Source organism: Limnohabitans sp., assembly GCF_046052825.1.
In the GTDB taxonomy this organism is placed as follows: domain Bacteria; phylum Pseudomonadota; class Gammaproteobacteria; order Burkholderiales; family Burkholderiaceae_C; genus Limnohabitans.
Window position 1 is genome coordinate 1 of sequence record NZ_JAVLFP010000104.1, and the last position, 25,667, is coordinate 25,667.

25 protein-coding genes are annotated in these 25,667 nt (G+C 56.1%); 4 read left to right on the top strand and 21 right to left on the bottom strand.

Features of this window, described 5'->3' with window-relative positions; all coding sequences use genetic code 11:
- Positions 1-132: 132 nt before the first annotated feature.
- The 13 genes from fliD to ACKWJN_RS16660 form a co-directional block, all read right to left on the bottom strand.
- A complete protein-coding gene (gene fliD, locus ACKWJN_RS16600) occupies positions 133-1,611 on the bottom strand; it encodes a flagellar filament capping protein FliD (RefSeq protein ID WP_408598761.1) in 1,479 nt (492 codons plus the stop codon).
- A gap of 38 nt (positions 1,612-1,649) precedes the next feature.
- Positions 1,650-2,573, bottom strand: a complete 924-nt coding sequence (gene flgL, locus ACKWJN_RS16605) for a flagellar hook-associated protein FlgL (protein ID WP_408598762.1) — start codon at positions 2,571-2,573, stop codon at positions 1,650-1,652.
- 12 nt (positions 2,574-2,585) lie between these two features.
- Positions 2,586-5,975 carry a flagellar hook-associated protein FlgK gene (gene flgK, locus ACKWJN_RS16610; RefSeq protein ID WP_408598764.1) on the bottom strand — a complete coding sequence of 1,130 codons (3,390 nt, stop codon included), beginning with the start codon at positions 5,973-5,975 and terminating at the stop codon, positions 2,586-2,588.
- Entirely contained in the window at positions 5,972-6,451 is a 480-nt protein-coding gene (locus ACKWJN_RS16615; protein WP_408598766.1) for a rod-binding protein, read from the bottom strand. Before ACKWJN_RS16615 ends, flgK begins: the two co-directional genes overlap by 4 nt.
- A gap of 27 nt (positions 6,452-6,478) precedes the next feature.
- The gene (locus ACKWJN_RS16620) at positions 6,479-7,618 is read right to left on the bottom strand and encodes a flagellar basal body P-ring protein FlgI (RefSeq protein WP_408598768.1); all 1,140 of its coding nucleotides are present in this window, start codon (positions 7,616-7,618) and stop codon (positions 6,479-6,481) included.
- 15 nt (positions 7,619-7,633) lie between these two features.
- A complete protein-coding gene (locus tag ACKWJN_RS16625) occupies positions 7,634-8,317 on the bottom strand; it encodes a flagellar basal body L-ring protein FlgH (protein WP_408598770.1) in 684 nt (227 codons plus the stop codon).
- Positions 8,318-8,329: 12 nt separating this feature from the next.
- A complete protein-coding gene (gene flgG, locus ACKWJN_RS16630) occupies positions 8,330-9,115 on the bottom strand; it encodes a flagellar basal-body rod protein FlgG (protein WP_408598772.1) in 786 nt (261 codons plus the stop codon).
- A 30-nt stretch (positions 9,116-9,145) separates the two neighbouring features.
- Entirely contained in the window at positions 9,146-9,910 is a 765-nt protein-coding gene (locus ACKWJN_RS16635; protein ID WP_408598774.1) for a flagellar basal body rod C-terminal domain-containing protein, read from the bottom strand.
- A gap of 34 nt (positions 9,911-9,944) precedes the next feature.
- Positions 9,945-13,724, bottom strand: coding sequence for a flagellar hook-basal body complex protein (locus ACKWJN_RS16640; protein ID WP_408598776.1), 3,780 nt, complete (start codon positions 13,722-13,724; stop codon positions 9,945-9,947).
- A gap of 38 nt (positions 13,725-13,762) precedes the next feature.
- Positions 13,763-14,473, bottom strand: a complete 711-nt coding sequence (locus ACKWJN_RS16645) for a flagellar hook assembly protein FlgD (RefSeq protein WP_408598777.1) — start codon at positions 14,471-14,473, stop codon at positions 13,763-13,765.
- A gap of 25 nt (positions 14,474-14,498) precedes the next feature.
- On the bottom strand, positions 14,499-14,924 hold the full coding sequence (flgC, locus tag ACKWJN_RS16650) for a flagellar basal body rod protein FlgC (protein ID WP_408598778.1): 426 nt from the start codon (positions 14,922-14,924) through the stop codon (positions 14,499-14,501).
- Between the two features lie 6 nt (positions 14,925-14,930).
- Positions 14,931-15,314 carry a flagellar basal body rod protein FlgB gene (gene flgB, locus ACKWJN_RS16655; RefSeq protein WP_408598780.1) on the bottom strand — a complete coding sequence of 128 codons (384 nt, stop codon included), beginning with the start codon at positions 15,312-15,314 and terminating at the stop codon, positions 14,931-14,933.
- Between the two features lie 192 nt (positions 15,315-15,506).
- Positions 15,507-16,670 carry a LysM peptidoglycan-binding domain-containing protein gene (locus ACKWJN_RS16660; RefSeq protein WP_408598781.1) on the bottom strand — a complete coding sequence of 388 codons (1,164 nt, stop codon included), beginning with the start codon at positions 16,668-16,670 and terminating at the stop codon, positions 15,507-15,509.
- Between the two features lie 151 nt (positions 16,671-16,821).
- On the opposite strand from ACKWJN_RS16660, the gene flgA reads away from it, so the two are divergent.
- The 3 genes from flgA (at position 16,822) to ACKWJN_RS16675 (ending at position 18,455) form a co-directional block, all read left to right on the top strand.
- Complete coding sequence (gene flgA, locus ACKWJN_RS16665; RefSeq protein WP_408598783.1) at positions 16,822-17,571, top strand: flagellar basal body P-ring formation chaperone FlgA; 750 nt, start codon at positions 16,822-16,824, stop codon at positions 17,569-17,571.
- A 118-nt stretch (positions 17,572-17,689) separates the two neighbouring features.
- Complete coding sequence (flgM, locus tag ACKWJN_RS16670) at positions 17,690-18,010, top strand: flagellar biosynthesis anti-sigma factor FlgM (RefSeq protein WP_408598784.1); 321 nt, start codon at positions 17,690-17,692, stop codon at positions 18,008-18,010.
- Positions 18,011-18,026: 16 nt separating this feature from the next.
- Complete coding sequence (locus ACKWJN_RS16675) at positions 18,027-18,455, top strand: hypothetical protein (protein ID WP_408598786.1); 429 nt, start codon at positions 18,027-18,029, stop codon at positions 18,453-18,455.
- Between the two features lies 1 nt (position 18,456).
- On the opposite strand, the gene ACKWJN_RS16680 is transcribed toward ACKWJN_RS16675, so the two are convergent.
- The 5 genes from ACKWJN_RS16680 to ACKWJN_RS16700 are packed head-to-tail and all read right to left on the bottom strand — an operon-like array spanning position 18,457 to position 21,903.
- Positions 18,457-18,732, bottom strand: a complete 276-nt coding sequence (locus ACKWJN_RS16680) for an EscU/YscU/HrcU family type III secretion system export apparatus switch protein (RefSeq protein ID WP_408598788.1) — start codon at positions 18,730-18,732, stop codon at positions 18,457-18,459.
- 28 nt (positions 18,733-18,760) lie between these two features.
- Positions 18,761-19,849, bottom strand: a complete 1,089-nt coding sequence (locus tag ACKWJN_RS16685) for a hypothetical protein (protein ID WP_408598790.1) — start codon at positions 19,847-19,849, stop codon at positions 18,761-18,763.
- Position 19,850: 1 nt separating this feature from the next.
- A complete protein-coding gene (locus ACKWJN_RS16690) occupies positions 19,851-20,237 on the bottom strand; it encodes a FimV family protein (protein WP_408598791.1) in 387 nt (128 codons plus the stop codon).
- A gap of 31 nt (positions 20,238-20,268) precedes the next feature.
- Positions 20,269-21,360: a hypothetical protein gene (locus tag ACKWJN_RS16695; protein ID WP_408598793.1), complete on the bottom strand. Its 1,092-nt coding sequence runs from the start codon at positions 21,358-21,360 to the stop codon at positions 20,269-20,271.
- 24 nt (positions 21,361-21,384) lie between these two features.
- Entirely contained in the window at positions 21,385-21,903 is a 519-nt protein-coding gene (locus ACKWJN_RS16700) for an LPP20 family lipoprotein (RefSeq protein ID WP_408598795.1), read from the bottom strand.
- A gap of 134 nt (positions 21,904-22,037) precedes the next feature.
- Here ACKWJN_RS16700 and ACKWJN_RS16705 point away from each other — a divergent pair, with 134 nt between their 5' ends.
- Positions 22,038-23,135 carry a sigma-54 interaction domain-containing protein gene (locus tag ACKWJN_RS16705; protein ID WP_408598796.1) on the top strand — a complete coding sequence of 366 codons (1,098 nt, stop codon included), beginning with the start codon at positions 22,038-22,040 and terminating at the stop codon, positions 23,133-23,135.
- Between the two features lie 45 nt (positions 23,136-23,180).
- Here the strand turns inward: ACKWJN_RS16705 and ACKWJN_RS16710 are convergent, their stop codons facing one another.
- The 3 genes from ACKWJN_RS16710 to fliS form a co-directional block, all read right to left on the bottom strand.
- Positions 23,181-24,194, bottom strand: coding sequence for a flagellar motor protein MotB (locus ACKWJN_RS16710; protein ID WP_408598797.1), 1,014 nt, complete (start codon positions 24,192-24,194; stop codon positions 23,181-23,183).
- Positions 24,194-25,054, bottom strand: a complete 861-nt coding sequence (gene motA, locus ACKWJN_RS16715) for a flagellar motor stator protein MotA (protein WP_408598798.1) — start codon at positions 25,052-25,054, stop codon at positions 24,194-24,196. The genes ACKWJN_RS16710 and motA overlap by 1 nt, the downstream gene beginning before the upstream one ends.
- 125 nt (positions 25,055-25,179) lie before the next feature.
- Complete coding sequence (gene fliS / locus ACKWJN_RS16720; protein ID WP_408598800.1) at positions 25,180-25,602, bottom strand: flagellar export chaperone FliS; 423 nt, start codon at positions 25,600-25,602, stop codon at positions 25,180-25,182.
- Positions 25,603-25,667: the final 65 nt, after the last annotated feature.

Here is a 25,667-nt window from a genome sequence, read left to right on the forward strand (position 1 = left end):
GAGTCTTGTGCTCCGTACCCTATAGATCGACTGCTACAAATGGAACTTAAGAAAATTTGCAAAAAATAATTCAATGAGTTAAGAAAATAAAAAAAGCGGCAAACAGTTGCCGCTTTTAGAAATTTCTACCATTTACTTTTTATATGCGTTCATCATCCCATCAAAGGTGGATGTCAAACTGGTCTTGAGGCTGTTGCTCTTGCCAACGATCGAGTCCATGGCCGCAAACTGCTTGGTATAACGCGCCAGCAAACTGTCCATGCGGGTTTGCAGCTTGGTCAAGTCGTCCTGGTATTTGGTGACTTTGGTCGAGTCGGCTTGACTGCCTTGCAACAAAGGGCCCTGCGCCGACACCAGGGTCTTGACCCAACCAGTGAGTGAGACAGCGACACCATTTGTAGGAGCCCCTTTTTCGTTTTGCAGGCTCTTGCCAGAAAACATCGAGACGACTTGATCGTACTTGGCTGTACTGACCTTTTGAAACACCGTAGCGTCCACAGTCAAGGTGCCGTCTTGCTGCAAGGTCACGCCCAAGTCGCGCAAACCGCGCACGCTGTTGTTGGTCGTTGACCCTGCTGTTCCAAATACCAATTGGCGCAATTTGGCTTGCACCGTTTTGCCAATGGACACTTTAGATAAAGTGCCGCCGAAATCTGGATCGCTTGATTTTGGATCGTTCGCGATCTTGATGAAATTTTGAAAATCGTTGAAGGTGGAAACCACCTTGTCAATCTTTGTTTTGAGATCACTGGTGTCACGGCTCAACTGAATGGAAGCCGACGAACCCACCGTTTCAGACAACAAATCAAACGTGACGCCAGGCACCACATCGGGAATGGTATTGGAAGAACGCGAATAACTGATGCCGTCCACCACAATGTTGGCGTTGACAGCCGATTGCAAGGTGCTGTCCGCCTGACCTGGCGTTGAATTGGTGTTGAAGCCAATGCCAGCGATGGAAGAACTCAGGGTGAACGAATTGCTGGCCCCGGGTTGTCCCGTCACCATGATTTTGTAGCGGTCCGCTGCGCCTTGAACGCCCGAATCAATGATTTGCGCCGTCACACCGGCGTTGGCAGAGTTGATGGCGTCTTTCACACCAATCAATGTGCTGTTGGCAGGCACGGTTATGGCAACGGGTGTGGGAGAGGACGAGTTTGCCGATGTCAAGGTCAGCGTGAAATCAGAACCCGATACCACCGAGCTTGCGCTGTCTGCAAAGCCTGCATTGGTGAGCGAACGCTGTGGCTTGGCCACATTGGTGACGCTGATGTCATGCATGCCAGGCTGTGCGCTCGGATTGGTGATGACTTCAAACGCTGCAGGTTGCGAGTTTTTTGTGACAAGGCCGGCGAACTGCGTGGGGTCTGCCAGCACGTCAAACGCTTTTTTGACCTCGGTCACCACATACATCAAGCCGCTGTAGCCGGTGATTTCTTTCTTGGTGGCGTCAATCTTGTCGTTGATGATTTTGGATTGCGGCGTTTTTTCTGCATCGACCAAGCTTTGCGCCAAAGATTGGGTGTTCATGCCCGACCCCGCCCCTAAGGCCGCAATCAGGCCTGCAGAGGCTGACGCACTGGTAGACGTGGCGGAGGCAGTGGTGGTCATGATGGGGTATCGGTTGAATTTCTAAAAGCTTGAGTGCATCAATTCATGTACTTGAACAAACTCAACTGAGAAATCTTGGCAAAGCTGCTTTGTGCGGCCTCTAACGCGAGTTGGTCTTTGTTCATTTTTGTGATGGCTGCGGTGTAGTCCAAGTCCTCGGTATCAGACTTGGTGGTTTTCAAACGTAGGGTGACTTCGTCAAGCACGTTGTTTTGCATGTCGACCACGTTCATGTCGGTGCCGACCTGCGCCAAGGCATCGCTGGTTCCTTGTTGCAAGGCATCCATCTCAGCAATGCCGTTTTGCATCTTGCTGTGGTCAGAGGTTTTGATGGCATTGGCCAAGTCGTCCAAGGCTTGGAAAAAACCAACCGCAGTGTGTTGACCTTTGCTGTCGGTGCGCACCACTTTGACAAAAGCATCTGACCCGGGCATGTTCATGTTCATGCGGCGGTTGTCACCTACCGCAACTTTCATACGTGCTTGATCGCCTTGGTAGACCACTTGACCGCTGGGATCTTGACCAAATGCAGGCTGCCCCACTCGACTGCCCGAAAACAAATAATTTCCGTTGGTGTCTTGGGTATTGGCAAAGCTCAATATTTGATCTTTCAAGGACGTCACCTCCAAGGCCAAGGACTGACGATCTGCGGGAGCCAAGCTATCGCTGGCGGCTTGTATGGAGAGTTCTTTGATGCGCAGCAACACGTCACTGGTGTTTTTGAGTGCTGCCTCTTCCGACTGCAAGCGCGTGTTGACGGACTTCAAGGTGTTTTGGTAGCTGGCCTGACGCGCCAGTTCTGACTCCAGTCGTGTGACGGAAGAGGCCTTGTCGGGTGAATCGCTGGGTTTGACAATTTGCTTACCTGTCGACAACTGCTCTTGCGTTTTGGCCAATTCGCCTTGCACATTGCCAAGTTGCTGAGTGGCACGGTCAAAGTAGAGGGTGGAGGATATTTTCATGAAGGCTCTCTATCACCGAATTTGTACGATCGAATCAAACAACTGCCCCGAAATTTGCAAGGCCTTCGCACAGGCTTGGTAAGCCTGCTGGTAACGGATCAACGCGGCAGCTTCTTCGTCCAAGTTCACGCCGGATACTTTGTCGCGTGCGGACACGGCCTGGTCGTTCACCACGGTCAAGGCTTGTTGGGTGATGTTGGCTTGTTGCGCCAAGTTACCCACGTTGTTGATTTGGTCGATGTAACTGTTGGCAATGGTTTTGTCGCCAATGACAGGCTTCTTGGCCAAGTCCACCATGTCGAGCATGTTGACGTTGTTGCCCAAGCCGTCTTGATTCCCATCCACTTGGAAGCTATCACCCACACTGGGGTTGTGCGACAGTTTGAGCTGCAAACCTTCAAAGTCAATCAAGGGCTCTAACACGCTCGGGTCGTAGTGCCTGTCGGCGAGTTGGGTGCCTGTTTTGGCGTCGGTGATGGTGTAGCGGTCCGCCGCCGTGAACTTGACCACCAAAGACTGGCTGCGCAAGTTGTCGCGCATGTTCAGGGGTGTGCCACTGAAGGTTGCGGCAACACTGGCTTTGCCTTGGCCACTCACAAAGACAAGCAGGTCGTCTTGCGAAGCACTTTCGATGTAAGCACCCGTTCGCAAGCCAGCTCTGGCCAAGTCAACTGGAGAGCCCATATGGGCAGGATTGCCGTAACTGCCAAATGACAGACGGATATCAACCTTGCCCGGATCATTGTCCGGCAATTGCTTGAGTCGATCTGCGACAGAGTAATCCAGTGGCTCTAATCCCAAACCGTTTTGCGTATAGGTTCCATCGCTGTTTTTGCCTGGACCGATGGAAATATTGGCAGTGCCCGTGGCATCGGTGGTGGTGAGCACCAAGTCGCCATAGAAGCCAATCGATGCTTTGATGCCTGGGCTTGGATCTTGGCTTGGATCGTTGATACGGTCTGCCAAGGCTTGCAAACGCTCTGTCAAGGGCAACGCCATGAGACCCGTCGTGTTGATGTCGACATTGTTGATTTGTATTTTTCGGTTCAAATCAACATTGGTGCTTGGAATGTGCAAATCACGCGCCACTTGCACCAGCCGCACCTGGCCGTTGTAGGTCATCGGCGACATGCTCAGCACGTTGTTGCTGCCCTCACCCGCCACAGCGTCGGTATTCAACACAATCGGAGCACCTGTGGTGAGTGAGGCAATCACCAACTCTCCGTCTTTGATGCTCGCGTTCACCCCGATAGCGGGCTGCAATGCATTGACCGCATCCACCAAGCCTTTCACATCTTTGATGTCTCCAGGTACCAGTTGGTCATTGATTTTCAGGTGCTTGGTGAAGTCGAGCTGCTGTGTCGGTACACGAATTTCACTGAATACCTCTGCACGCACACCTGTTTGGGAAGTCAAACTGCTGCTGACTTGGAGCACCCCACCCGATGTAGAGCCTGCACTGGGTGTCAACGCCACATTGCTGATGGCGCGACCCAGAGCGTCAGTGATTTGAACGTCTTGGCTGTTGTTGATCAACGCCACACTGATGTTATCGCTCCCATCTAAGGCGCGTAAGCGCGTCTGCAACGTACTGGCCAATGTGGTTAAGTCGTTGGGTACAGGGTTGAGTGCCTGCACATTGAGTTTGACACCACCGAACGACGCTTGAAATCCGCTGAAAGTAGGAACCGCTACCGTGACTTGGGATTGACCATTGACCCAGGCCGCCACATCATTGGGAGACAGAGCCATATCCGGCTGGGTGGTGAGATCGGGCATGGGCACACCATTGAGCACAATGGCTCCGGCTTGGATTTGAGTGCCCGCTGAGTTGTCAGGGATGCGCCCGGTCTCGAGCACCGCAGCTTGCGCAAGAGGTGGCGCAGCGACACCATTTTTGTCGAAGATCTGCGCGTACCGCACCTTGGCCATGGCGCCGTAGAAGACGTCCATGTTGCGATAGCCTTTATCGCCGGATTGGTTGAGATAGGCGTCGCTGTACACCGAGTTCGGCACAAAACCATTCTCGGGTGAGAGCATTTGAAACTTTTCTGTTTCGCTCAAAGATTGACCCAACAACTGCCGACCGTCGCGCGTCAGGACCTGCAATTGCTGTCCCGGTTTTGCATCGTCCAGATAAAAAGTGGCACGAACCCCGGCTGAGACCGTGGTCACGGGGCTGAATACTTGCGCACCTTCGACTTTGACGGTGAGGCCTGCGGCGGCGTTGGGGTTGTTGTCCAAACGCGTGTTGCTGATGCCATTGGCTGGCGGTTGAGCCGCAGGCGAGAACTGCACGCTCGCGCGGGTCGAGCTGGTATTGCCACTGGCTTCGCTCACGCGAAATTGGGCCGCCGTGGCCACCCGCATCGCATCGTTGAGCGCAACCCGAATGCCTGCGGCTTCGTTGCTGACGCTGGGGTCTAGGGCAAACAAGTTTTGCCCAGTTTGACCATAACCGTCGATGCCATTGGTCTGAATCTTGTTGGCCTCGGTGACCACAGTTTTGGCTAAGAAATTGAGGTTTTTTTGCGCGGGCTCCAACACTTGGCTGATGAAGGTTTGCAAGCCGCCCAACTGGCCACCACTGGCAGAGGCCAGAGATTCGGTGTTGCCATACGGGTCGAGCAACAGCTCCGTCTTGCCCTTGACCGTCGCGTCTACGCCAATAGGGCGTGACTTTTGACCATCGACCACCACACTTTGAGTGACCGTGTTACCCAAGCCCACATTGACCGTGCCATTGGTGGTGAAACTGGTTTTGATGCGAACCAAGTCGGACAACTGGCGCAACAACAAATCTCGGCGGTCCAGAATTTCTGCCGACTGCCCCTCTAAGGTCGCCGACTTGGCCATGCTTTGGTTCACCAAAGCCAACTGAGAGGTCAAGGTGTTGACCTGGTTGGTGGTGCTCTCCAAGGCTTGACGGGTTTCAGTCCCCACCAAGTCAAGTTGTCCTGACAATTCGGCAAAACGAGAAGTCAACCCCTCCGAGCTGCGCAAAAACGTGCTGCGTAAAACCGATGAGGCAGGATCGGCCGACAGGCTGTTGGCAGCGGCAAAAAAGTCGTCCAGTGCCGAGCTCAAGCCCACGCTTTTGTCACCCATGATGTCCATGACACGCTTGGTGTATTCGACCATGGGCTTTTGGGTGGCCAAGTCACTGGTGCTGTTGCGCAGGTTGGATTCAGCAAACGCATCGAACTGGCGTTTGACAGCCTGAAGTGATACGCCCGTACCAAAGAAGTTATTGGCCGCCTTGGAAGGCGCCGTGTCTTTGAGCACCACGTCTTGGCGCGAATAGCCTTCGGTGTTGACGTTGGCAATGTTGTTGCTCACCGTGCTCAAGGCACGCTGGTAAGCACCCAGTGCGTTGCTGCTGATGCCCAACATGTCGCTCATGAACCGCTCCTGTTCATGAGTTTGAGCTCATCCAGCGTCTTGATGCGCAGTTTGGGCAGGCTCATGCTGTCCGCGGCTGGCACGCCCATCGGCAGGGCAGGTTCTTTGGGATGCAAGGCCATGCCCGTGCGGGCTTTGAGCATGTCGGCAGTGCTGGGTTGGATTTGTTGCTTGACGGCCTTGGCCATGAAGTCGGCCACGCCCATGGCGCCGCGCTTGGACATTTGCAAGGAGACTTCCTTGTCAAACATGTTTTCAAAGGTTTCGCGTGCGCTGGACTCGTTGTCTTCGTCCTTCATCGGCGTGGAGGCTTCGCGCATGGACTTCATCATCATTTGGATGAACAAGCCCTCAAATTGCTGAGCCGACTCTTTGAGCGCCTTGTCTTGGTTTTGCTGCGCTTGCCCGCGCAACTCACCCAGGCCCGAAAAGTCCAAATAGGACCGGGCGGTGGTGGTGTCGACGGGGCTGCTCATGGCGTGCTCGTTAGGGGGTCAGTGGCGTTAGATGATGATCAGCTCAGCGCGCAAGCTGCCGGAGCTTTTCAAGGCTTCGAGAATGGCAATCAAAGCAGAAGGCGTGGCCCCCACTTGGTTGACCGCATCCACAATTTGACGCAGCTCCACACCAGGTTGGAACAAGAACATGGGGTTGTTGGGCTCGGCCACTTTGATGTCGGCGTTTTGCACCGCAGCGGTTTGGCCCCCAGCCAACATATTGGGTTGAGAAATTTCGTTGGTGGCGGTGATGGCCACCGAGATGGTGCCGTGTGACACCGCAGCCGCAGTGACGCGCACCGAGCGGTTGATGACCACCGTGCCCGTGCGTGAGTTGATGACCACGCGAGCAGGCGGCTCACCGGGGGTGACCTCCAGCGACTCGACCATGCTCATGAAAGCCACGCGTTGATTCAAGTTTTGGGGAGCTCGTACCGATACCGATACACCATCCAAGGCTTGTGCGATTTCGCCGCCAAATTTTTTATTGATCGCGTTGACGATGGCCGTGGTGGTGGAGAAATCGTTTTCACGGATGTTGAACACCACGTTCTCAGAGCTCTCAAACGGTGTGTCCACCACGCGCTCCACAATGGCGCCGCCAGGAATGCGTGCCGAGGTGGGCACGCCAATTTGTACTTTCGAACCCGCTGCACCTGCGTCGATGCCAGTGGCCGTGAGTGCACCTTGGGCCAAGGCATATATCTCGCCGTCCACACCGCGCATGGCGGTCATGACCAAGCTGCCACCGCGCAAGTTGGTGGCTTTGCCAATGGCTGAGACGTTGATGTCGATGCGCTGACCGGGCTTGGCAAAGCCAGGCAAGTCGGCGGTGACCAACACGGCGGCGGTGTTTTTGATGTCCACGCGGGCTGCGGTGGTGGCCTGTTCAAAGTCGGTCAATGGACCGTCAATGCGCACGCCCATTTGGGCCAGCATAGCTTTCATGCTTTGGGTGGTGAAAGGCACTGAGGCATCGTCGCCCGTGCCTTGCAAGCCCACCACCAAGCCATAGCCAATCAATTGGTTGGGACGCTGAGCCGCCAACGAGGCCAAATCCTTGACGCGGTCAGCGCAGGCTGAACCTGCAGCCACCAAGCACACGGTGGCCAAGCAAGTTTTGATCAGTTCAGAAATGCGCGTCATAAAGGTCTCGTTCCATCAGAAAGGCCAGAGCTTGTGCATCAAGCCAGTTCCCCAGCCGACACGCGACGCGTTGGCCAAGTCGCCAGTGCCGCGGTAAGCAATTTGTGCGTTGGCCAAACGGCGCGACTGCACCGTGCTGTTGGGGCCCACGTCTTCGGGGCGAATGACGCCAGTGACTTGAATCACTTCGGTGCCCTCGGCCAAACCGAGTTTCTTTTCACCGCGAATGACCAAGTTGCCATTGGCCAAAATTTCCACCACCGTGACCGCCACGGAGCCGACCAAAGAGGCTTGTTGGTCTGCCTGGCCTTTGCTCTTGCTGTCGATGGCGTTGTTGTTGAGGTCGATGCCGTTCAAGAACGGGCTCATCTTGCCGATCTGGGTGCTGAAGCCCGTGGGCAAGGTGTTTTTAGAGTCGCGGTTGATTTCGCTGTTTTGCGTGCGCGCAGCTTGGGTGGACTCGTTCAACAACACGGTGATGATGTCGCCCACTTGGTAATTGCGGCCACGGCCAAACCAAGCGTCGCTCTGGCGGTTGCTGTAAATGCCGCCGGTGGCAACTTTTGGCCGCTCGGAGGCCAGCGGATAGACCGGGGCAAATTCGGGCGAGGGCTTCAACACCAGCTCGGTGTTGTCGGTCGCACAGGCTTGCAGCAAGGCCACCAGGGCCAAAGCAGAGAGGGAGCGCAAGGTGTTCATGAGGTGCCTTGATCAAACGTTCTGGTTCAAGAACTTGAGCATGCCGTCCACCGCCGAGATGGCTTTGGAGTTGATCTCATAGGCGCGTTGGGTTTCGATCATGTTGACCATTTCCTCCACCACGTTGACGTTGGAGGCCTCCAAAGAGCCCTGATTCAAGGTGCCCGCGCCGTTGACGCCAGGTTGCAAAATTTGCGCCGCACCGCTGGCTTGCGAGGCTTCGTACAAGTTGTTGCCAATTGGCTTCAAGCCGCTTGGGTTGACGAAGCGGGCCAATTGAATTTGGCCGATGTTTTGTGCGCCGGCCCCCGCCACCAGCTCAACGCTGACCGCGCCATCGCGGCCCACGGTCAAGGCCGCAGCGTTGTTGGGAATGGTGATGGCCGGGACCAAGGGAAAGCCCAAGGCGGTGACCATTTGTCCGGTGTTGGAGAGCTTGAAGTTGCCATCACGTGAATACGTGGTGGTGCCGTCAGGCATTTGAATTTGGAAATAACCGTCGCCCGTGATGGCCACATCCATGGGCGCTTGGCTGTTGACCAAGTTGCCTTGCATGTGCAGCTTTTCGGTGGCGTTGATCTTGACACCGGTACCCAGCATCAAGCCGGTCGGTGACTGGGTGTTGGCGGTGGTTTGACCACCGGGTTGCTTGATGTTTTGATAGAGCAAGTCTTCAAACACCGCACGGTCGCGTTTGAACCCGGTCGTGTTCACGTTGGCCAAGTTGTTGGAGATCACGTTCATGCGCGTTTGCTGCGCGTCTAAACCTGTCTTGGCTACCCACAATGATGCGTCCATGGCTGTTCGCTCCCTATTAATCTGTCAAATTCAGCCGACCTTCATCATGGAAGCGCCGGACTCGTCGTTGGACTTGCTTTCTTTGATGATGCGAACCTGGTGCTCAAACGAGCGGCTCTGTTCAATCAGCTTGACCATCGATGCCATTGGATTGACGCTGCTGCCCTCCAGGGCCTGCGGTGTCAAAGAAACTGGCCCAGTACCACTTGCAAAGTCTGTGCCAGCGGGTTTTCCGTCAACTTTGTACAAACCGTCTTCGCGTTTGCTCAAAGCCGTGGCGCTGGCGTCTTTGAGCAAGAGCTGAGCTATCACTTGTTGTTGCGGCACACCTTGTTGCGCTGGGTCGATGGCGTACAAATTGCCATCCGAGCCAAACGACAGCTTGAAACCTTGGGGCACGGTGATGGGCCCGCCGTCTTGGCTGCGCACGATGTGGCCCGAGCCCGTCTCCAACACACCGTTGGAGTTGACTTTCAGGTCCCCCCGACGGGTGAACGCGAGCTCACCCGTGCTAGAGGTCACGCCCAACACAGTTTTGTGGTTCATGGCCACGTCCAAATCACGGCCAGTGACCATCAAGGGACCGGGGTCCAAAATGATTTGGTCATTGGCATACATGCGCGGTTGCAGGCGTGAGTCAAAGCCCTCGCCCACCGCTTGGTGGGGCTGCAACGTGACTTCGAAGGTTCGTTTGAAACCCACGGTGGACACGTTGGCGATGTCGTTGGACAACTGGTGGCGCCCAATGCGCTCTTCGTTGATCGCGGCCATCGCGTTAAAGGCTAAGCGGTCCATGGCTGTCTTTCAGTCGGTGACTCAGTCAATCCGCTTAGTTGCGGATTTGAATGATGGTCGAGGTCAGCGAGGTGCTGGTCTCAATCGCTTTGGCGTTGGCCTGGAAGTTACGCTGCTCGGTGATCAAGTCCACCAGTTCTTGCGTCAAGTCCACGTTGGCACGCTCGGTCGCGCCAGAGCGCACCGTGCCGTAACCAGCTGAGCCTGCCTCGCCGTACTTCGGCACGCCTGAATCAGAGGTTTTGTAGTAGCTGGTGTCACCAATCTGGCGCAGGCCCGTAGGGTTGGAGAAGTTCACCAACACCACCTTGCCCAAGGCCTTTTGCGATCCGTTGGAATAACTGGCGTTGACCAAACCGTCGTCCTTGATGGCCAAACCCACCAAGTCACCTTCAGGCGCACCGTCCTGCGACTGTGACAGCACAGAGAAAGGTGAAGCAAATTGAGTTGATTTGGAGTAATCGATGTTGATGGTCAAAGAACCTTTACCGTTGGGCAGGTAAACGGTGTCGAGTTGCGCGCCTTGTTTGGGGGAGACCAAGTTACCAGTGGTGTCAAAGGTCAGCTCGCCTTTGTCAAAGTAAACCGGAGACCATTCGGGCAAGACATCAAAGCCTGCCGCTGTGGCGGACTCTTTGCCGAATCCGTCGATATAGACCGTGGCGTTCTTGTCGTCCTTGAAAGGCGTAGGTTTGGTCCAGGTGGTGGTTTTGCCAAACTGAGCATCCAATCCCACCAGGCCCCAACGACCATCACCTGTGACTTTGATGAACGAGTTGGTTGATGCCGTTCCTGTGGTGAAGACCAAGGAGTTTTTCTTGGCGTCGTAGGACACTTTGACACCGTCCACGGTTTGGGGGGAGCCGCCATCGACTGAGGGGCCTTGCAGACTGTTGATCCCCGATTGCAGAGCCTCCATGAAGGTGCCCAAGGTGTAGGTGTCTTTGGGTGGCACCACCACGGTACCTGTGACGCCGTTGACCGAGACCACAAATTTGTTGTTGGTGTCGTCGACTGGGAAGTTGTTGTCCACGTTCACCGCCATGGGGTTGCCGTTGAGCACCGCTGGCAAAGAACTGACACCGCGCAAGGCTTCAATTTTGGAGGGTTTCACGACATAGCTGGCCGGGTCACCGGTCATACCCAAACCTTTGGACGTCTGAGTGGCCAAACTGTTGGGTTTGATGTTGGTGAGGGTCACGCTGGATGCGTCTCCCGTGGTGCCAGACTTGAAAACAAACTGGCCCTTGACGGCGTCGTACTCCACCTTGGCGCCGTAACGCTGGTCGTTGAGGGCACGGTAAGCGCCAACAGAGGCTGAAGGAGCCAGATTGACACCGATCGCATCGTCGTTGATGCCTTGGACCAGAGGATCGCTCAAGCCAATGGAGCTTTGCGTGCTGCTGATGGTGACCTTGTCATTGCCCGCAGGCGTGAACATCAGCTTTCGAGACACGGTGTCGTAAGAGACCGTGATCTTGCCTTTGTAAGAAGCGTTGTCGTCCACCATGGCCTGCACCGACTTCACCAAGTCTTCAAAACGCATGTTGTGGTCGGCGTCACCGGCTTGCGACAAGTCAATGTCCAGTTTGGCTGGGGGTGTGACGCCATTGGCTGGGGTGAGTTGGATCGACAAGGTCGGCCCCACCATGGAAGAGAAATTAAAGGGTTTCTCATCACCATAGGCGCGGTTGATGGCGTTGGTCAACTCTGAGGCAATTTGGGCCCCCGACAAGCGCAGATTCGAGCCGACCAAGCGTTCCAACCCGACAGTCACCGGTGTGATCGAGTTGTCGACATTGATTGAAAACAGGTCTTTCAAATCATCGATGCTTTTCTTGCCAGCAAAGTCGATGGGAGCCTGATGTCCGTTGATGGTGGATGTTCCAGCGTCTGTCAGCAACTGGCTGGCCACAACGGCAAAACCGCTGCCCTCTGGGGCTTGGGAAATTGTGAGCGCATTGGTGATGGACACGGCGTTGGGTGTGGTGGGGTCAAGCGCTGTGATGACCAAGGTTGAATCATCGGGTGCCGGGTTGACGCTGGCCTTGTAAGACTTGGAGAAAGTGGCTTCGTCATTCAAGGCTTTGGCAAAAGCCACCACACTCGGCCCAGTCACGGTGATCGGTGCAGCTGTAGGGCCAAACGTGGCCTTGAAGGTGTTGGTGGGGTCCAAGGCATAACCGGCTTGGCTTCGGGTGAAAGGCGTCGGCAATGGCGCGATGTTTGTATCCACGATCGTCGTGCCACCGATGGCAACGGTGACGTCTTGGGTGATGTCGTCTGCCGACACATTGGGGTCAATCGCAGTGATCTTGAGTTGGTCCACGCTGAACAAGTTACTTTCAATGGCTGGATCACCAACGGCTGTGGGTGTCAAAGTTGCGCTGGTGATGGGTCGACCCGACGCATCCACAATGCTCAGGTTGGTCCCGTCAACCAAGACACTGAGATCGGTGTTGCCAGCATCTTCGCGGCGCAAACGTGTTTGCACTTCAGCCGCCAAAGCCGCCATGGTTCCCGCTACTGGCGCCAAATCGACCGTGATGACTTTGCCACCCAAAGTCATCGACAGGGTTGAGAAATCGCTCGCAGAGGCGATGCTCACGCCACTCAAGGTGGCAGAAGTCGGAACTTGCGCCACATACTTGGCACCGAAGTCAGGGTCGGCATTCAAGGCTTTGGCCAAGGCCAACGTGGTCAACTGGGTTGTCGCGGCAGGCGGGACGGTGATGGTTTTGGGTGTGACACTGCCAAACGTCAAGCTCAACGAATCGGTCGAGGCCAGTGTGTCTGGCATTTGATAGTTCACCGCACTGCTGCCTTGCTGCCAAAGCAAGTCAGATTTGTTCAAGTTTTTATAGGTTGAAAAATCAACGCCATCGTTGGAGCCCGTGCCCAGATTGATGGCGTTACCGCCAGTCACGGCCGCTGGCTCTGAGGTTCGCACATCGGTCAATTGATCTAAGGAGAACTTGTAGGTCTTCTTGGAAAAGCTGCTGTTCAGGGCAGCAATTTCTTCGGGTGTTTTGAAATCATTCTTCGCTTTGAGCTCGCCGTATTTATTGACGTACATCACATCGCCCAATTTGTTAGTGGCTTGCTGCAACGATGCACTGACCAACTGGTCACCCACATACACATAGGTTTGCCATTTGTTGTTGGGTGTCGCCTGGCTGGCGTTTTGTGTTTTGACGTAATACACCGTGGCCAAGTAGCCGTTGCCACCGCCGTCATACACCGTCAAAGCGGTGCTCTTGTTGTAGGTCGAAGGGTCGTTGCGGTTGAAGTCTGTCGCAATCACTGGGGCGTCGGCCGGGAAGTTCAGACCCAACTGCACCTTGCTGGTTTGATTGGCCATGCCAGTGGTTTTTTGCGGAATGCTCAACACATTCATGTCATTCATATTGGCTTTGCCGGACGAGTCGACTGACGCCGCCATCAACCGTTGGCCTGCTGAGTTCACCACGTTGTACTGGTCGTTCATCATGAACGAGCCGTTGCGCGTGAAGATGTCTTGGAAACCGTCTTGTGATTTGAGCGGGAAGAAACCGTCGCCACTGATGGCCAAGTCCAAGGTGTTGGACGAGAAAGTCATGTTGCCCTGACCAAACTCTTGGGTCACCCGTTTGAGTGACACACCTTGACCGATGGTGGACGAGGCTTTTTGCAGCGGTGAGGTGGCAAAGATGTCGCCAAAGTCGGCCCGGCTGCGCTTGAAGCCCACGGTACTCACGTTGGCGATGTTGTTGGCGGTCACACCCAATTGGGCGGTGGCGGCATTCAAACCGGTGAGGGAGGTGTAAAAAGACATGGTGCGTTAACTCCGATGAGAAATTTCTAAATGCTGGATCAAGAACCGACGCGCTTGACGTCTGCCAAATTGAGGGTCTTGCCGCCATCGACTTCGAGCAACAAGGTGCCGTCGCCTGTGGACGAGCTGGACACGCTGCGCACGGTGGCAAAAGTGTTGACAGTAGGTGTGCTCATCTTGCCGCCGCTGTTGACGCTGGCAACATAGCGGTAAGTGCCATTGGGTGCGGCAGCGCCGCCGTCGGTCATGCCATCCCACGCCAGGGTGAAGTCGCCCACCGGTTGCGCACCGATGATTTGCGAACGCACCAAAGCACCTTTGTCGTTGAAGACCTGCAACTTGATACCGTCTGCACCGCTGGGCAGGTTGATGACGCCTTGCGCCACGGTGGTGTCGGTCACAGCCACAGGGCCATCGGGCACAGACACTGTTTTGCCAATCAATGAAGCAGCGCCCAACATGCGGTCGCCGCTCATGGCGGATGCCATGTTTTCCATGCTGGTCTTCATCGCAGTCGTGGCTTCGAGCTGCGAGAACTGCGCCAACTGGGCCACAAAGGCTTCGTTCTTGACGGGGTCGGTGGGGTCTTGGTTGGTCAGCTGCGTGGTGAACAGTTTGAGAAACGCGTCTTGTCCCATGCCTTTGGTGGCCGCTGCGGACTTGGCGGCATCTTGCTGCGCTTTGTATTGCGCGGTGCTCATGATGTTGCTGGGCAACGCGCTCATGCTGGATGTGGTGTCGAGTGCCATGGGTAGTTCTCCGTCGCTTTAGCCGTTAGCTTTTGATGATGTCGAGGGTGCGCGACATCAGTTGTCGGGCGGTGTTGACCACCTCGACGTTGTTTTGGTAGGAGCGCGAGGCGGCCATCATGTCGACCATCTCGGACATTTCGTTCACGTTCGAATGGAAGACATAGCCTTCTTTGTCGGCCAAGGGGTTGCCCGGCTCCCAGGTTTTGCGCACCGGTGCGGTGTCGTCCACGATGCGGTCGACTTTGACGCCGCCGACGAATTGCGCGCCCGCGTGGGTCATTTCTTCTTTCATCAAGGCCTTGAACAGCGGGCGTTTGCCACGGTAAGCCTCGGCTTCGGTCCCAGCCACCGAGTTGGCGTTGGCCAAGTTGGAAGCGGTGGTGTTCATGCGGATGGACTGCGCGTTGAGCGCCGTGCCGGCAATGCCAAAGACGTTATCGAGTTGCATGTGTCATCACTCCCCGCGCATGGCTTTGCGCAGACCGCCGATGCGGTTTTGTAAAAATTGCAAGGTGGCCTGGTAGTCCGTGGCCGCCTTACCGTATTGGGCTTGCTCGACGTTCATCTCGACGGTGTTGCCGTCGAATGAGCTGTTGAAAGGGGTGCGAAAGCGCATGCCGTTGTCAGGTGCTTCTTGAATGCCAGCGAAGTGTTTTTCGTTGGTGGCCGTCAAGTACTCGGTCTTGACTTCTTTGAGCATGGCCTTGAAGTCGACGTCTTGTGCTTTGTAGTTGGGCGTGTCGGCGTTGGCAATGTTGCGCGCGAGCACTTCCATGCGCTGGCTTCGCACACCCAGCGCTTTTTCATGTATTCCAAATGCGTTAGAAAAAACATCCATCGCACAACTCCAATCTGGATTGACTCCAATTCATTGACACCCGGCCTCAAGTTGTGAGGCCTCGTGTCGATTAGTGCAAGAGATGTGCCAAGTGTTTTTGACGCTGTTTGCGGCAAAGCTTTGCCGCTGGCTTGCCGCTTTGCATCAACACACCGCGCTCAGGCGCTGATGCAGGTGCCGTGCCGGGTTGGCTCAGTGCACCTCGGTGACGGCAGCTTGGGCGGCATAGGCGCTCATGCGCGCGGTTTGAACGGCGTTGCGTTGCGCCACGTCGGTTCCCAAACGCTCGTTGGCGTTTTGGTGCAAACCCGCCAAGATGGAATTGCGGGTGATGGGCGCGCGCGTGTCGCGGTTGACGTGCAAGTAAGCCGCTTGCTGGCCTGGAATGTTGAGCGCCACATTGGGTCGCGTTTCGTTGCGGGCCGCCGGGGTGAGCACGGTCAAATACAAATCGTCCAATCCCACAGGACCGAAGTTTTTCAAACCCGTGTCCTCAAAGTATTTGTCGACCATGTCGAGTTGCTTGAGCACGCTGTGACCCAGAATGGCTTTGGGGTTGGCGCCAAAGCCTGCACTGGCAGCGCCTCGGTCAGGGCCATCGCAAAACTGGATGATGCCGTGGCAACGGCTGTTGCTGGCTTTGGGGTTCATGCCGTCGCTCTCCATCAGCGTGAGACGGGCAAAGTCATCGGGCGCAAAACGGTGTTGCTCTGACAACTGAACAATCTTGTTCATCACCGCTTGTTTGTCTTGTGCGGGGATGAAGCCTTTGTCAACGGCACGGTCGATGGTTTTTTCCAGCACCGGGTTGTGGGTGCGATCCGCACGCAACAACAGTTGCACTTGAGCCGTGCCTGCCAAGGCGGTGTTGGCCGCGGTGTTGGCAGGGCTGTTGTTGACAGCCGACGTGCTGGACGCGTTGTAGGCCGCTTGCGCTTGATTGACCAGGGGGCTCAAGCTGTCCAAGCTCAAGCGTTGGCCTGGATGGATCAAATTGGCGTTGTTGATGTTGTTGGAGCGGGCCACGTTTTGCGCCAAGCGCATGGCCTCACTGTTGCTGATGGTCACACCGCGGGCGGCCATTTGGTCGCGCACGATGCCGGTCAAGGTTTGGCCCGATTGCACCGACACGCTCCAGGGCGCAGCGGCGGCTGCAGGGCTTGCCGTGCCAGCCAATGTGGCCGAGAGGTTGGCAGGAACCGCCAACTCGCCACCCGGTTGCTGCTGGGCCGCGGCCAAGGCGCGCGTGAATGCGGGCGCTGAGCGAGCAAACGCCAAGGGACTTCGAGCCAGCTGGGGAAAGCCAGAGGCATCGGTGCTGGTCACCGTGGGGTTCATGGGCGGATCGAATCGCATGGGCAGGCCTTGTGGAAAGTCCGGGTTTAAAAGCTGGTCTCGTTCTTGCAAAGAGGTGTGGGTCTGCAACAAAAAGTCAAAAAACCAACACCTGACCCGAATGAATATGCAAGTGCTGTGCCTAATAAATTCCGACAGTCGCCCTGCCCTGATGGCCCGGCGCTGGGGGACAGTGCTGTGCCTGGTGGTTGCCCTGTTCACCGTGGCAAGCCCCGTCAATTCAGCCTTTGCACAAACTGAACAGACACCACCCAGCACATTTGACGTGCTGCAAAAACAAGCCTTGCAATGGGCCGCCAGTGCCCCTGCCTTTCAAGGCAAGACCTTGCACGTGGCGCCATTGGATGGCCGCATCACGGTCCAAAGCTGTCAACAAAACCTGCAATTTGAGCAACCGTTTCCCGGCCAACCCTCGGTGCGTGTGCGTTGCGCCCAACCGCAGTGGCAATTGTTTGTGACCTTGAACCAAGGCTCCGAGCCTGCGGTGGTGTCACGCAACGGCACGGTGGCACCGACCCTGCACAAAGTGTTGGTGCCCAAAGAATTGCTCAAGCGAGGCACCTACCTCAATGCCGCCATGTTCAACGTGGCGGAGATGCCCGCGGCCGGCATGGAGAGTCAGTTGATCTCGGACCCCAAACTCATTGCCAACATGGAGCTGGTGCGCGACCTGACACCGAGCACGCCCTTGAGAACTTTTGACGTCAAAACGGCGGTTCTGGTCAAGCGTGGACAAGAGGTGCAGGTGACAGCGGGTGAAGGACAAGGCTTTTCCATCACCATGCGGGCAGAATCTTTGCAAGATGGTGGCTTGGGTGAACAAATTCGCTTGAAAAACAGCGAGTCGGGTCGATCTTTGACAGCAGTGATCACTGGGCCCAACACCGCAAGAGTGAGATAAAAAGTGTTAACGATAAAAAGAAGTGAAAAAAAACCCTCAAGTTCTAGAATTTGGGGTCGATTGAAGTGTTGTGGAAAAGTTTGACCTGCTTTGACAGGTTCAAGAAAGAGAGAACATCATGAGTGACGCTATTTCGAACTATGGACGGATGGCCCAATCGAACGCTGCCATGCGCAGCAACATCGAGAAGGTCGACAAAAAGAGCGCTTCTGCCGCACAAGGCAAACCAGAAGCCGCACCCCAAGCGCCTGAAAAGGCAGCAGCTGGAGCAGACCAAGTGAGCCTGAGCAATGTTGCCCAAAAAGTCATGGCCCAGCCAGACTTTGACCGCGCCAAGGTCGAGTCAATCAAGCAAGCGATCAAAGATGGCAACTACCCCATCAACCCGCGCCGCATTGCAGAAAGCTTTGTGGCGTTGGAAAAAATGATCACCAATTGATCGGCATTTCTCTGACATGACCCGTACCGCCAGAACAGCTGCAGATCAAAGCGACAAGTTGTTGAGCGCTTTGGCTGTGGCTGAGGAATTGGAGGCGTTGCTGGAAACCGAGTTTGAGCACCTGAAAGCTCAAGCATTGGATGCGTTCGAGGCCACGCAATCGCGTAAAAACACGCTGTTGCAGGAACTCACGCAGCTCGCAGACATCCAAGGCCCTGAGTCTGCCGACGCGTTGGGTCCGGAGTGGGACGGCTTCAAAACGCAGATGGTGCATTGCCGCGATTTGCACCGCCGCAACGAGGTGCTGATCCACCGAAAAATCGACGCCATCCGTGGCGCCTTGCAAAGCTTGCAAGTGCAAGACCCCGCCAGCTCAGTCGAGGTCTATGACCGCCTAGGCCAACTTTCGCGCACCCGTCGTGGACGTGGGTACAGCGACGCCTGATTTATTTTTCGTCCCCGGGCTGCATGCCCTTGAGCCAGTACACCCACGACAAAATCACCGCCACGGCATTGAAAATGTCGGCAGGAATTTCTTGCCCCACGTCGAGTCGGCTGAGCATCGCCAGCAATCTGGGGTCTTGGGTCACATACACCCCCTGGCGCTGAGCCTCTTGCACGATGCGTGCAGCCAATTCGCCATCCCCCTTGGCACTGACCACCGGTGTTTTGTTGCGGCCGTATTCCAGGGCCACGGCTTCGGTATAAGGTTTAGGGTTCATGGCGTGTGGTGCATCGTATGCTGCGATGTCAGGCCCGTGTATCGACCAAGGCGCCGTGGTTGACGTTCTCACGCACAGGCTGGCTGTCAGGTCGGCGTGCATGGAAGACCTGAAAACTGCCCATCACCAATCCAGCGCTTTCCAATTCGTAGGTCAACTCGCTGGCATTGAAGCGCGCCAAGGAGGCCACTTCTTCTTTGACGGCCCACATGGTCAAGTCCACCTGGGCGTCGCCTCGGATGATGGTTTTGAGCCAGACCTCGCCCAAGTGGCGGCTGTGGGTGTGGATGTTGACGACCATGGGGTTTGGCGGCTGGCCGGGCTTGTTGCCCTGGCGCTCAAATTGCATTTCAACCGGGTCGGCATCCCTGAATGGAATCACCAAGCTGACATTGAGATGGCCTTTTTGCAGGTCTTGGGCGGCTTGAACTTGTGCGCCTTCAAGTTCATCCAGTGCATGCTGCAAGGTGTCATGGCTGGCCATGCTCTCTTGCGCCTCCTCGTTGGCACGCGCGTTCATGAGCAGACGCAACAAGGCCTTGGGGTCGTCCTCGACAGGTTGGCCCTCGGCCAAGCTGGCTTCTGCTGTTTTGGTGTGCTTGAGCACCCAACGCTTGAGGGCTTGAGGCTGCAAGCTGGCCATGCTCAGACGCTGCGCGTTGAAGCTGTCGAGCAGGCTTTGGGCATTGGGCGAGGGCAGCAAGGCATCGAGCACCCCAGGGCGCAGCAAGCTGAGCCAGTTGGCAAAGCCGCCCGGCTGCAACAACAAGGTGTTCAACCGAGACGGCGTGGCCGTCGCGGTGAGGGGGTCGTGCCCGGCAAAGCCCCCCGTGTGCAACAGCTGCAAACTCCACTGCCCACTGGGCAACAAGTGCGCACGCAGTTGTGCCACGTCGCCTTCTTTGATGTAGGGGAACAGGGGCATGTCAAAGACATGCTCGTTCAACACCAACTTGAGTTGGTCCTGCCGAACGGCCGCCGTGGCTTGAACCACTTGTCCATCATGCAAGCCGAGGTGGCGCGCGACAACAGCCTCGACATAGACCTGTCGCATCTCAAGATGCACTGGCGCGATGCGTGTGATCTGATGGACGCCCTCGGGCCCGAGGATGGCCATGTCAGGGGAAGCGCACCCAGTTTTTGCGCTCGTTCATGTTGATGTCCGCGGTGGTGTAACCGGCCAATGGCGCCCCAGGTGTGGGGCTGCCAGCTTTGCTGTGGGAGGGGCGAGGCAACAACTCGTCGGTCGTGGGCAGCGTGAGCACTGCGCCCGCAATCAGCACACGGGGATTGGACTTGGTGAAGGCCTGTGGGTTGTGTGCCATCAGGGCTTGGCGCAACACCGTGCTTTTCAAGGGACTGTCGCCCATGGTTTGACGGATCACTTGGTCCACGGTGTCACCGGGTTTGACCTCGTAGGTTTTGGGTTGTGCCAAGGCCATCGATGCGCCCACACAGCAAGCCAGAGCACAAGCGATACGGGGCACAACATTGAGCAAGTTCATCTCGGTTTCCAATCAAGGTTCATTGGGATTATCAGTAGGTGTAGGGCCATGCCACCCAAGCACCTTGGAATTTTTGAGCGCGCCCAGCCACTTGCTTGAGCTCGGCTTGGTAGGGGGTGACCGATTTGACTTCGGCCAACACCGCCGCGTCAAGCGCACCAGCTTCGAGCGCATGCTTGGGCAACACACGGGCGTCTGACAACATGAGCTTGTCACCCACTCGCAGTCCTGCACGCTGGCCGGCATTGACGCTCAAGCGGCCGTTTTCGTTTTGGGTCACCTCGATGCTGGTGGGCTCGCAGGAGAGATGTATGTCCAAGGACTGGGCCATGCGCGACACCGCGCGGTCAATGGCCTCATGCATGTCCGTGTCGAGCTTGGGGGTGCCCCAAGACGCAGGACGGGGCGCGGTCAGCAACAGGTCTTGCGATCTGTACATATTGTGCGATTGACCTGGGGCACGCACTTGCCACTTGAGCAGGTAGGCGGAGGCATCGTCGGTGGTCAGTCCCAGCGCAGCAGGCACCACGGTGAGTTGCAAGTGCCATTGCACGCGTTCTTCGCCGTGGCCGTGAATGAGGCGGTCATAGGTACGGGTGTAGACCGGCTCTGTCATCAGTCGCCAGTGTTGGGCTTGGCTGGCCGCCTGCAACACACGTTGACGCGCAGCCAACCCGACTTGCTGCGCGGTGTAACGCTGACTGGCCGACAAGCTGGGGGACAAGTCCATGCCCACCGACATGACGTGCATCACCGCCGTCTTGGCTTGGGGGGCATTGCAACGCACCGGCTCGACGGGCTCCGTGGCCACAGCCACCACCTCCGCCTCAGGTTCTTGGGCTTCGTCGCGACCATAGCGGGTGACTTGCAAATCACGCACTTTGATTTCAGAGGAGAAACGGTTGAGCTCACGCAAGGCACCGCTGGAGTCCATCCAACTGGTTGCGCTGACGCGGGTGTTGCTTTTCATGGCCGCTTCCACCAAGGCCTGGCGAATGGCTTGCAAACGCTGCTCCGGGTTGAGCTCGGCAGCTTGCGCGGCTGTGTGCAAAGCGCCTACGGCCAGCACCAAGCCACACAACAGGCGATGCATGACAAAGCGGGGCACACAAGGAGTCGACATGGTGTTGTTCTCGTCTGTTCAGGTTCAACGCCGCTTGCTGGTGAGGTGCGCGATGTACAAGGTGCGCAAATCATTCACCAAGCCGCGCTCGAGCGACAAGGTGGTTTCATAGGTGTCGTCACCCACAGGGGTGATGCTCACCAGCACCGCCCCATACACCACGCCTTCGACGCGTGCGCGGAAGGTGTCGCTCATGACCGTCATGTCGGCCACCGTGGTGTTGGCATCCAGCTGCTGTCCGTACACCTGTTCGGTCAGGGAGCGGTAGGCATCGAGCTTAGAGGCGCGAATGGCCAACAAACGCTGCTGCGCCGGATTGCGGTGGTTCTGAATGCTGATGACGGCATAACCGGTGGCCGTGAGCGTGTCGCGCTTGTCCATCATGGGCGAGATCATGGTGGCCGCAGGTTCCGCAGGTTTGCGTTCGGCGGCGGCCTGAGCAGGATCTTCTTTCCATTCATGCACATGGTTGAACTTGAACAAAGAGCAGCCGCTCAAAAGCAGGGCCGCTGCAACCAGCGCAAAAGGGGTAAAGCGTTTCATGTCGTTGTCCTTGAATAGGTCTCCCCCACGATTCGACACCAAGCGGGGCATCTTTAACGCTGGCGCGGATGAATACTTTTTCTGTCTTGTGCAATTTGACGAGGTTCAGACAATGGGGTGTAGGAATTTTTGACATGAAACCCATCACCCACTTCATTGGCTCCAGCGAGTCAGCACAAGCCTTGCGCGACCTCGTGAGCACCATGGCGAACTCGAATGCCACCGTCATGATCACCGGTGAAAGTGGGACGGGCAAAGAGCTGCTCGCACGCTTGTTGCACGATCAATCGCACCGTTGCGGCGCGAACTTTGTGCCTATCAATTGCGCAGCTATACCCAAAGATTTACTCGAAAGTGAACTTTTCGGGCACCGCAAAGGCGCCTTCACGGGCGCGGTGGCGGACCGGGTTGGGCGCTTCGAATTGGCCCACGGCGGCACCATTTTCTTGGACGAAATTGGCGACATGTCACTGGACATGCAGGTCAAATTGTTGCGCGTGTTGCAAGAGCGCACCATCGACCCGATCGGTGGAACCCGACAGGTCCATGTCGACGTGCGTGTCGTTGCCGCAACACATCGTGATTTAGAGCACGAAATTTCTGCCGGACGTTTTCGCGAAGATTTGTACTATCGTTTGAATGTTTTACCTGTTGTGACGCCGCCTTTGCGTGAGCGCCCTGCCGATGTGGCTGAGTTGTTGGCTTTTTATGCCAAGAAGTTTGTCAACTTTGACCAAAAGCCCATCCGTTTCAAGCCCGAATTTTTGACAGCCCTGCAAAACTACCCATGGCCTGGCAACGTGCGTGAATTGTCGAATTTGGTCGACCGTTTCAGCACCTTGTACGCAGGCCAAGAACTGGATTTGCGCGCCATCCCCCCCACCTTGCTGCCCAGAGGATTGGTCAGCGCACAGGCCGAGTTGCAGGCCCAAGAACCGCTGCTGGCCACCTTGGAAATGACACCGCCCCCTGAGGTGCTGGCAGAAATGCAAGACGCACAACCAGAAGAAGAAAACGATGTGGAGAGCATCATCATGCTGGCCCAAGGCATGCCTCAGCTGCCGCCTGAGGGCTTGTCGCTCAAAGAGCGCATGGCTCAAATTGAGCGCAGCATCATCGAACAAGCCCTGGAGCGCAATTCCGGCAATGTGTCACGCACCGCCAAGTTGCTGAACCTGCAACGCACCACTCTGATTGAAAAGATCAACAAGTACGAATTGCGCACCGTTTGAGTCCTGTGGTCAGCGCCCACTAAAAAGCAGCCCGAGGGCTGCTTTTTAGTCTTGGTCGTTGTAGAGCACCGTGATGCTCATGCGCCGGTTGCGTGGATCGCGCGGGTCTTTGGGATTGAACGGGTCGGTATCGGCCACCCCTTCAATGCGCGCAAAGCGACTTTCTTTGATGCCACTCTTTTCCAACAATGCACGCGTCACCTCAGCCCGTTCCGCCGAGAGCGACCAGTTGTTGCGGCCCTCTTTGTTTTGGAAAGGCACGCTGTCGGTATGGCCACGGATCGCAATCTTGTTGGGCATGTCCGCCAATGAAGCTGCAATTTCGCTGATCAAACTCGAGGCTTTGCCTTGCATGCTCATGCCACCGCTGGGGAACATCGCAAAGTCGGCTTTGTCGATGATCTCAATGCGCAAGCCCTGCTTGTCGCGTGTCACCGAGACCTGGTCTTTCAAACCACCGAGTTTTTTATTTTCAGAGAGTTTTTGTTCAATCTCTTTTTCGAGCTTGTCAAAGTCGGCCTTTTCTTGCGCAGCGGCAATTTCCTTCTTCTGCTCAGGCGTCAGCTTGTCTGGATCTGAATAGGGGTTGTTGTTTTCTTGACCGGGATCGGTGCTGGGGTTGGGCCCACCTTCAGAGCGCGGCGTCAAGCGCTCCAGCAAGGCGGTTTGTTTGGCAGCGAATGGAAAACCATCAGGATCGATGATCGAGCGACCGCCCAACACACCGTTGGAGCCGGCCAATTGCCCAATGGCAACCAAACTTTGGGAGGTGGGTTTGAAATAGTCTGCAATGCTTTTGCGCTGGTCTTCGTTGGATGCACCCAACAGCCACATCAACAAGAAGAAGGCCATCATGGCGGTCATCATGTCGGCCAAGGCGATTTTCCAAGCACCCCCGTGGGCCCCCCCGTGTCCATCATCAATGATCTTCTTGATGATGATGACCGGCGCGGGTGCCGCAGCAGCAGCGGCTTCGGCCGCCGCTTTTTCGGCCTCTGCAGCGGCGACAGCGGCAGCAGCGGCGGCAGCTTTCTCTGCTTCGTCTTTGTCGTCAGCCATTATTTCCTCAACGCATCAAAGACTTCGCCGAAAGACGGCTGACAGCCATGGCTGATGCACACGCGGCCCGCTTCGATGATCAAGGGCACGGGGTAGCCGTGCATATTGCCAATGATGATTTGTTTGGCCACGTTGAGTGCTTCACCGTCTTCGTCGATGATTTGTTTGAGTCGGCTGCCAAAGGGCTCAAAAATACCGTAGGCCAAAAACACCCCCAAGAAGGTACCCACCAGCGCACCACCGATCAAGCCACCCAGGACAGGCGGAGGTTGGTCAATCGCGCCCATGGTCTTCACCACACCCAACACGCAAGCCACAATGCCCAACGCAGGCAAGGCACCTGCCAAGGTCGCAATGGCTTCGGCGTTTTTCATTTCGTTGTGGTGGTGCAATTTGATCGACGCGGTCATCACGTCTTCCACGGCATAGGGGCTCAACGTGCCCGAGGACACCACCATCAAACGGATGGTGTCGCACACCAAAGCGACCAAACCATGGTCATGCAGCATCTTGGGACATTCGCCAAAAATAGCGCTGGCCTCCGGGTTTTCGACGTGAGATTCCATGGCCACCGCACCCTCTGCCTTGAGGGTTTTCATGAGCTTGGAGATCACGGCGATGATGCCGATGTAGTCTTCCTTCTTATACATGGGACCTTTGATCACGCGCCCCATGCCGCCCCAAGCGCCTTTGAAAATAGCACCCGAGTTACCGGTGATCATGCCCCCAACGCCAGCACCCCCAATGATGAACATCTCGAATGGGGTGGCTTTGATAATGGGCGCCAAGCTGCCGCCGGCGATCACGAAACCGCCGAACACGCAAATGAACAGGACGACCAAACCAATAATTGCTGACATCTCACACTCTCCCTAAGCAGGATGGCGCATTCAGAGTGGCCTCTGAGATGCGCCGTAAATTTCTCATCAACCTGTGAGATTAACTGAAAAAGAGGAGTATTCCGCGTTGTCGCGGAAATGCGCTCTCAATTCATCAAGCTCGCAGATCGATCGGTCGCGGGAATCAGGGCTGGCACACCCTCCCAAGCATCGCGAATCTCGCGCATCAAACCATGGATCTCGTCCAAAACGACCACGTCATTTTGAGCGTTGACATGGAACAAACGACGGGTCACATAGCTGTACAACTCATTGAGGTTGTTGGCCAGATCACCACCTTTTTCAAAATCCAAAGCGCCTTGCAAGCCAATCACGATGCGGCTGGCACGCGCAATGGATTTGGATTTTTCAGTGAGGTTTTTATGCTGGATGTGACCGCGAGCAGCCACCAGACTTTCCAGCAGTCCATCAAACAGCATTTGAATCAATTGCACATTGTTGGCCGATGACACGCCACTGTTGACTTTGACATCGCCGTAACTTTGGATGGCTCGTTGGTTGGCTCGCATGTGATCTAACTCCTGTGTTTTCTACTTGACACAGGCAGTATCGGTAGCGAGGGCACAAACTTGAG

Excerpts from the sequence above, each read along its gene's own strand:
- fliD (WP_408598761.1), bottom strand. The coding sequence starts at position 1,611 with ATGACCACCACTGCCTCCGCCACGTCTACCAGTGCGTCAGCCTCTGCA.
- flgL (WP_408598762.1), bottom strand. The coding sequence starts at position 2,573 with ATGAAAATATCCTCCACCCTCTACTTTGACCGTGCCACTCAGCAACTT.
- flgK (WP_408598764.1), bottom strand. The coding sequence starts at position 5,975 with ATGAGCGACATGTTGGGCATCAGCAGCAACGCACTGGGTGCTTACCAG.
- ACKWJN_RS16615 (WP_408598766.1), bottom strand. The coding sequence starts at position 6,451 with ATGAGCAGCCCCGTCGACACCACCACCGCCCGGTCCTATTTGGACTTT.
- ACKWJN_RS16620 (WP_408598768.1), bottom strand. The coding sequence starts at position 7,618 with ATGACGCGCATTTCTGAACTGATCAAAACTTGCTTGGCCACCGTGTGC.
- ACKWJN_RS16625 (WP_408598770.1), bottom strand. The coding sequence starts at position 8,317 with ATGAACACCTTGCGCTCCCTCTCTGCTTTGGCCCTGGTGGCCTTGCTG.
- flgG (WP_408598772.1), bottom strand. The coding sequence starts at position 9,115 with ATGGACGCATCATTGTGGGTAGCCAAGACAGGTTTAGACGCGCAGCAA.
- ACKWJN_RS16635 (WP_408598774.1), bottom strand. The coding sequence starts at position 9,910 with ATGGACCGCTTAGCCTTTAACGCGATGGCCGCGATCAACGAAGAGCGC.
- ACKWJN_RS16640 (WP_408598776.1), bottom strand. The coding sequence starts at position 13,724 with ATGTCTTTTTACACCTCCCTCACCGGTTTGAATGCCGCCACCGCCCAA.
- ACKWJN_RS16645 (WP_408598777.1), bottom strand. The coding sequence starts at position 14,473 with ATGGCACTCGACACCACATCCAGCATGAGCGCGTTGCCCAGCAACATC.
- flgC (WP_408598778.1), bottom strand. The coding sequence starts at position 14,924 with ATGCAACTCGATAACGTCTTTGGCATTGCCGGCACGGCGCTCAACGCG.
- flgB (WP_408598780.1), bottom strand. The coding sequence starts at position 15,314 with ATGGATGTTTTTTCTAACGCATTTGGAATACATGAAAAAGCGCTGGGT.
- ACKWJN_RS16660 (WP_408598781.1), bottom strand. The coding sequence starts at position 16,670 with ATGCGATTCGATCCGCCCATGAACCCCACGGTGACCAGCACCGATGCC.
- flgA (WP_408598783.1), top strand. The coding sequence starts at position 16,822 with ATGGCCCGGCGCTGGGGGACAGTGCTGTGCCTGGTGGTTGCCCTGTTC.
- flgM (WP_408598784.1), top strand. The coding sequence starts at position 17,690 with ATGAGTGACGCTATTTCGAACTATGGACGGATGGCCCAATCGAACGCT.
- ACKWJN_RS16675 (WP_408598786.1), top strand. The coding sequence starts at position 18,027 with ATGACCCGTACCGCCAGAACAGCTGCAGATCAAAGCGACAAGTTGTTG.
- ACKWJN_RS16680 (WP_408598788.1), bottom strand. The coding sequence starts at position 18,732 with ATGAACCCTAAACCTTATACCGAAGCCGTGGCCCTGGAATACGGCCGC.
- ACKWJN_RS16685 (WP_408598790.1), bottom strand. The coding sequence starts at position 19,849 with ATGGCCATCCTCGGGCCCGAGGGCGTCCATCAGATCACACGCATCGCG.
- ACKWJN_RS16690 (WP_408598791.1), bottom strand. The coding sequence starts at position 20,237 with ATGAACTTGCTCAATGTTGTGCCCCGTATCGCTTGTGCTCTGGCTTGC.
- ACKWJN_RS16695 (WP_408598793.1), bottom strand. The coding sequence starts at position 21,360 with ATGTCGACTCCTTGTGTGCCCCGCTTTGTCATGCATCGCCTGTTGTGT.
- ACKWJN_RS16700 (WP_408598795.1), bottom strand. The coding sequence starts at position 21,903 with ATGAAACGCTTTACCCCTTTTGCGCTGGTTGCAGCGGCCCTGCTTTTG.
- ACKWJN_RS16705 (WP_408598796.1), top strand. The coding sequence starts at position 22,038 with ATGAAACCCATCACCCACTTCATTGGCTCCAGCGAGTCAGCACAAGCC.
- ACKWJN_RS16710 (WP_408598797.1), bottom strand. The coding sequence starts at position 24,194 with ATGGCTGACGACAAAGACGAAGCAGAGAAAGCTGCCGCCGCTGCTGCC.
- motA (WP_408598798.1), bottom strand. The coding sequence starts at position 25,054 with ATGTCAGCAATTATTGGTTTGGTCGTCCTGTTCATTTGCGTGTTCGGC.
- fliS (WP_408598800.1), bottom strand. The coding sequence starts at position 25,602 with ATGCGAGCCAACCAACGAGCCATCCAAAGTTACGGCGATGTCAAAGTC.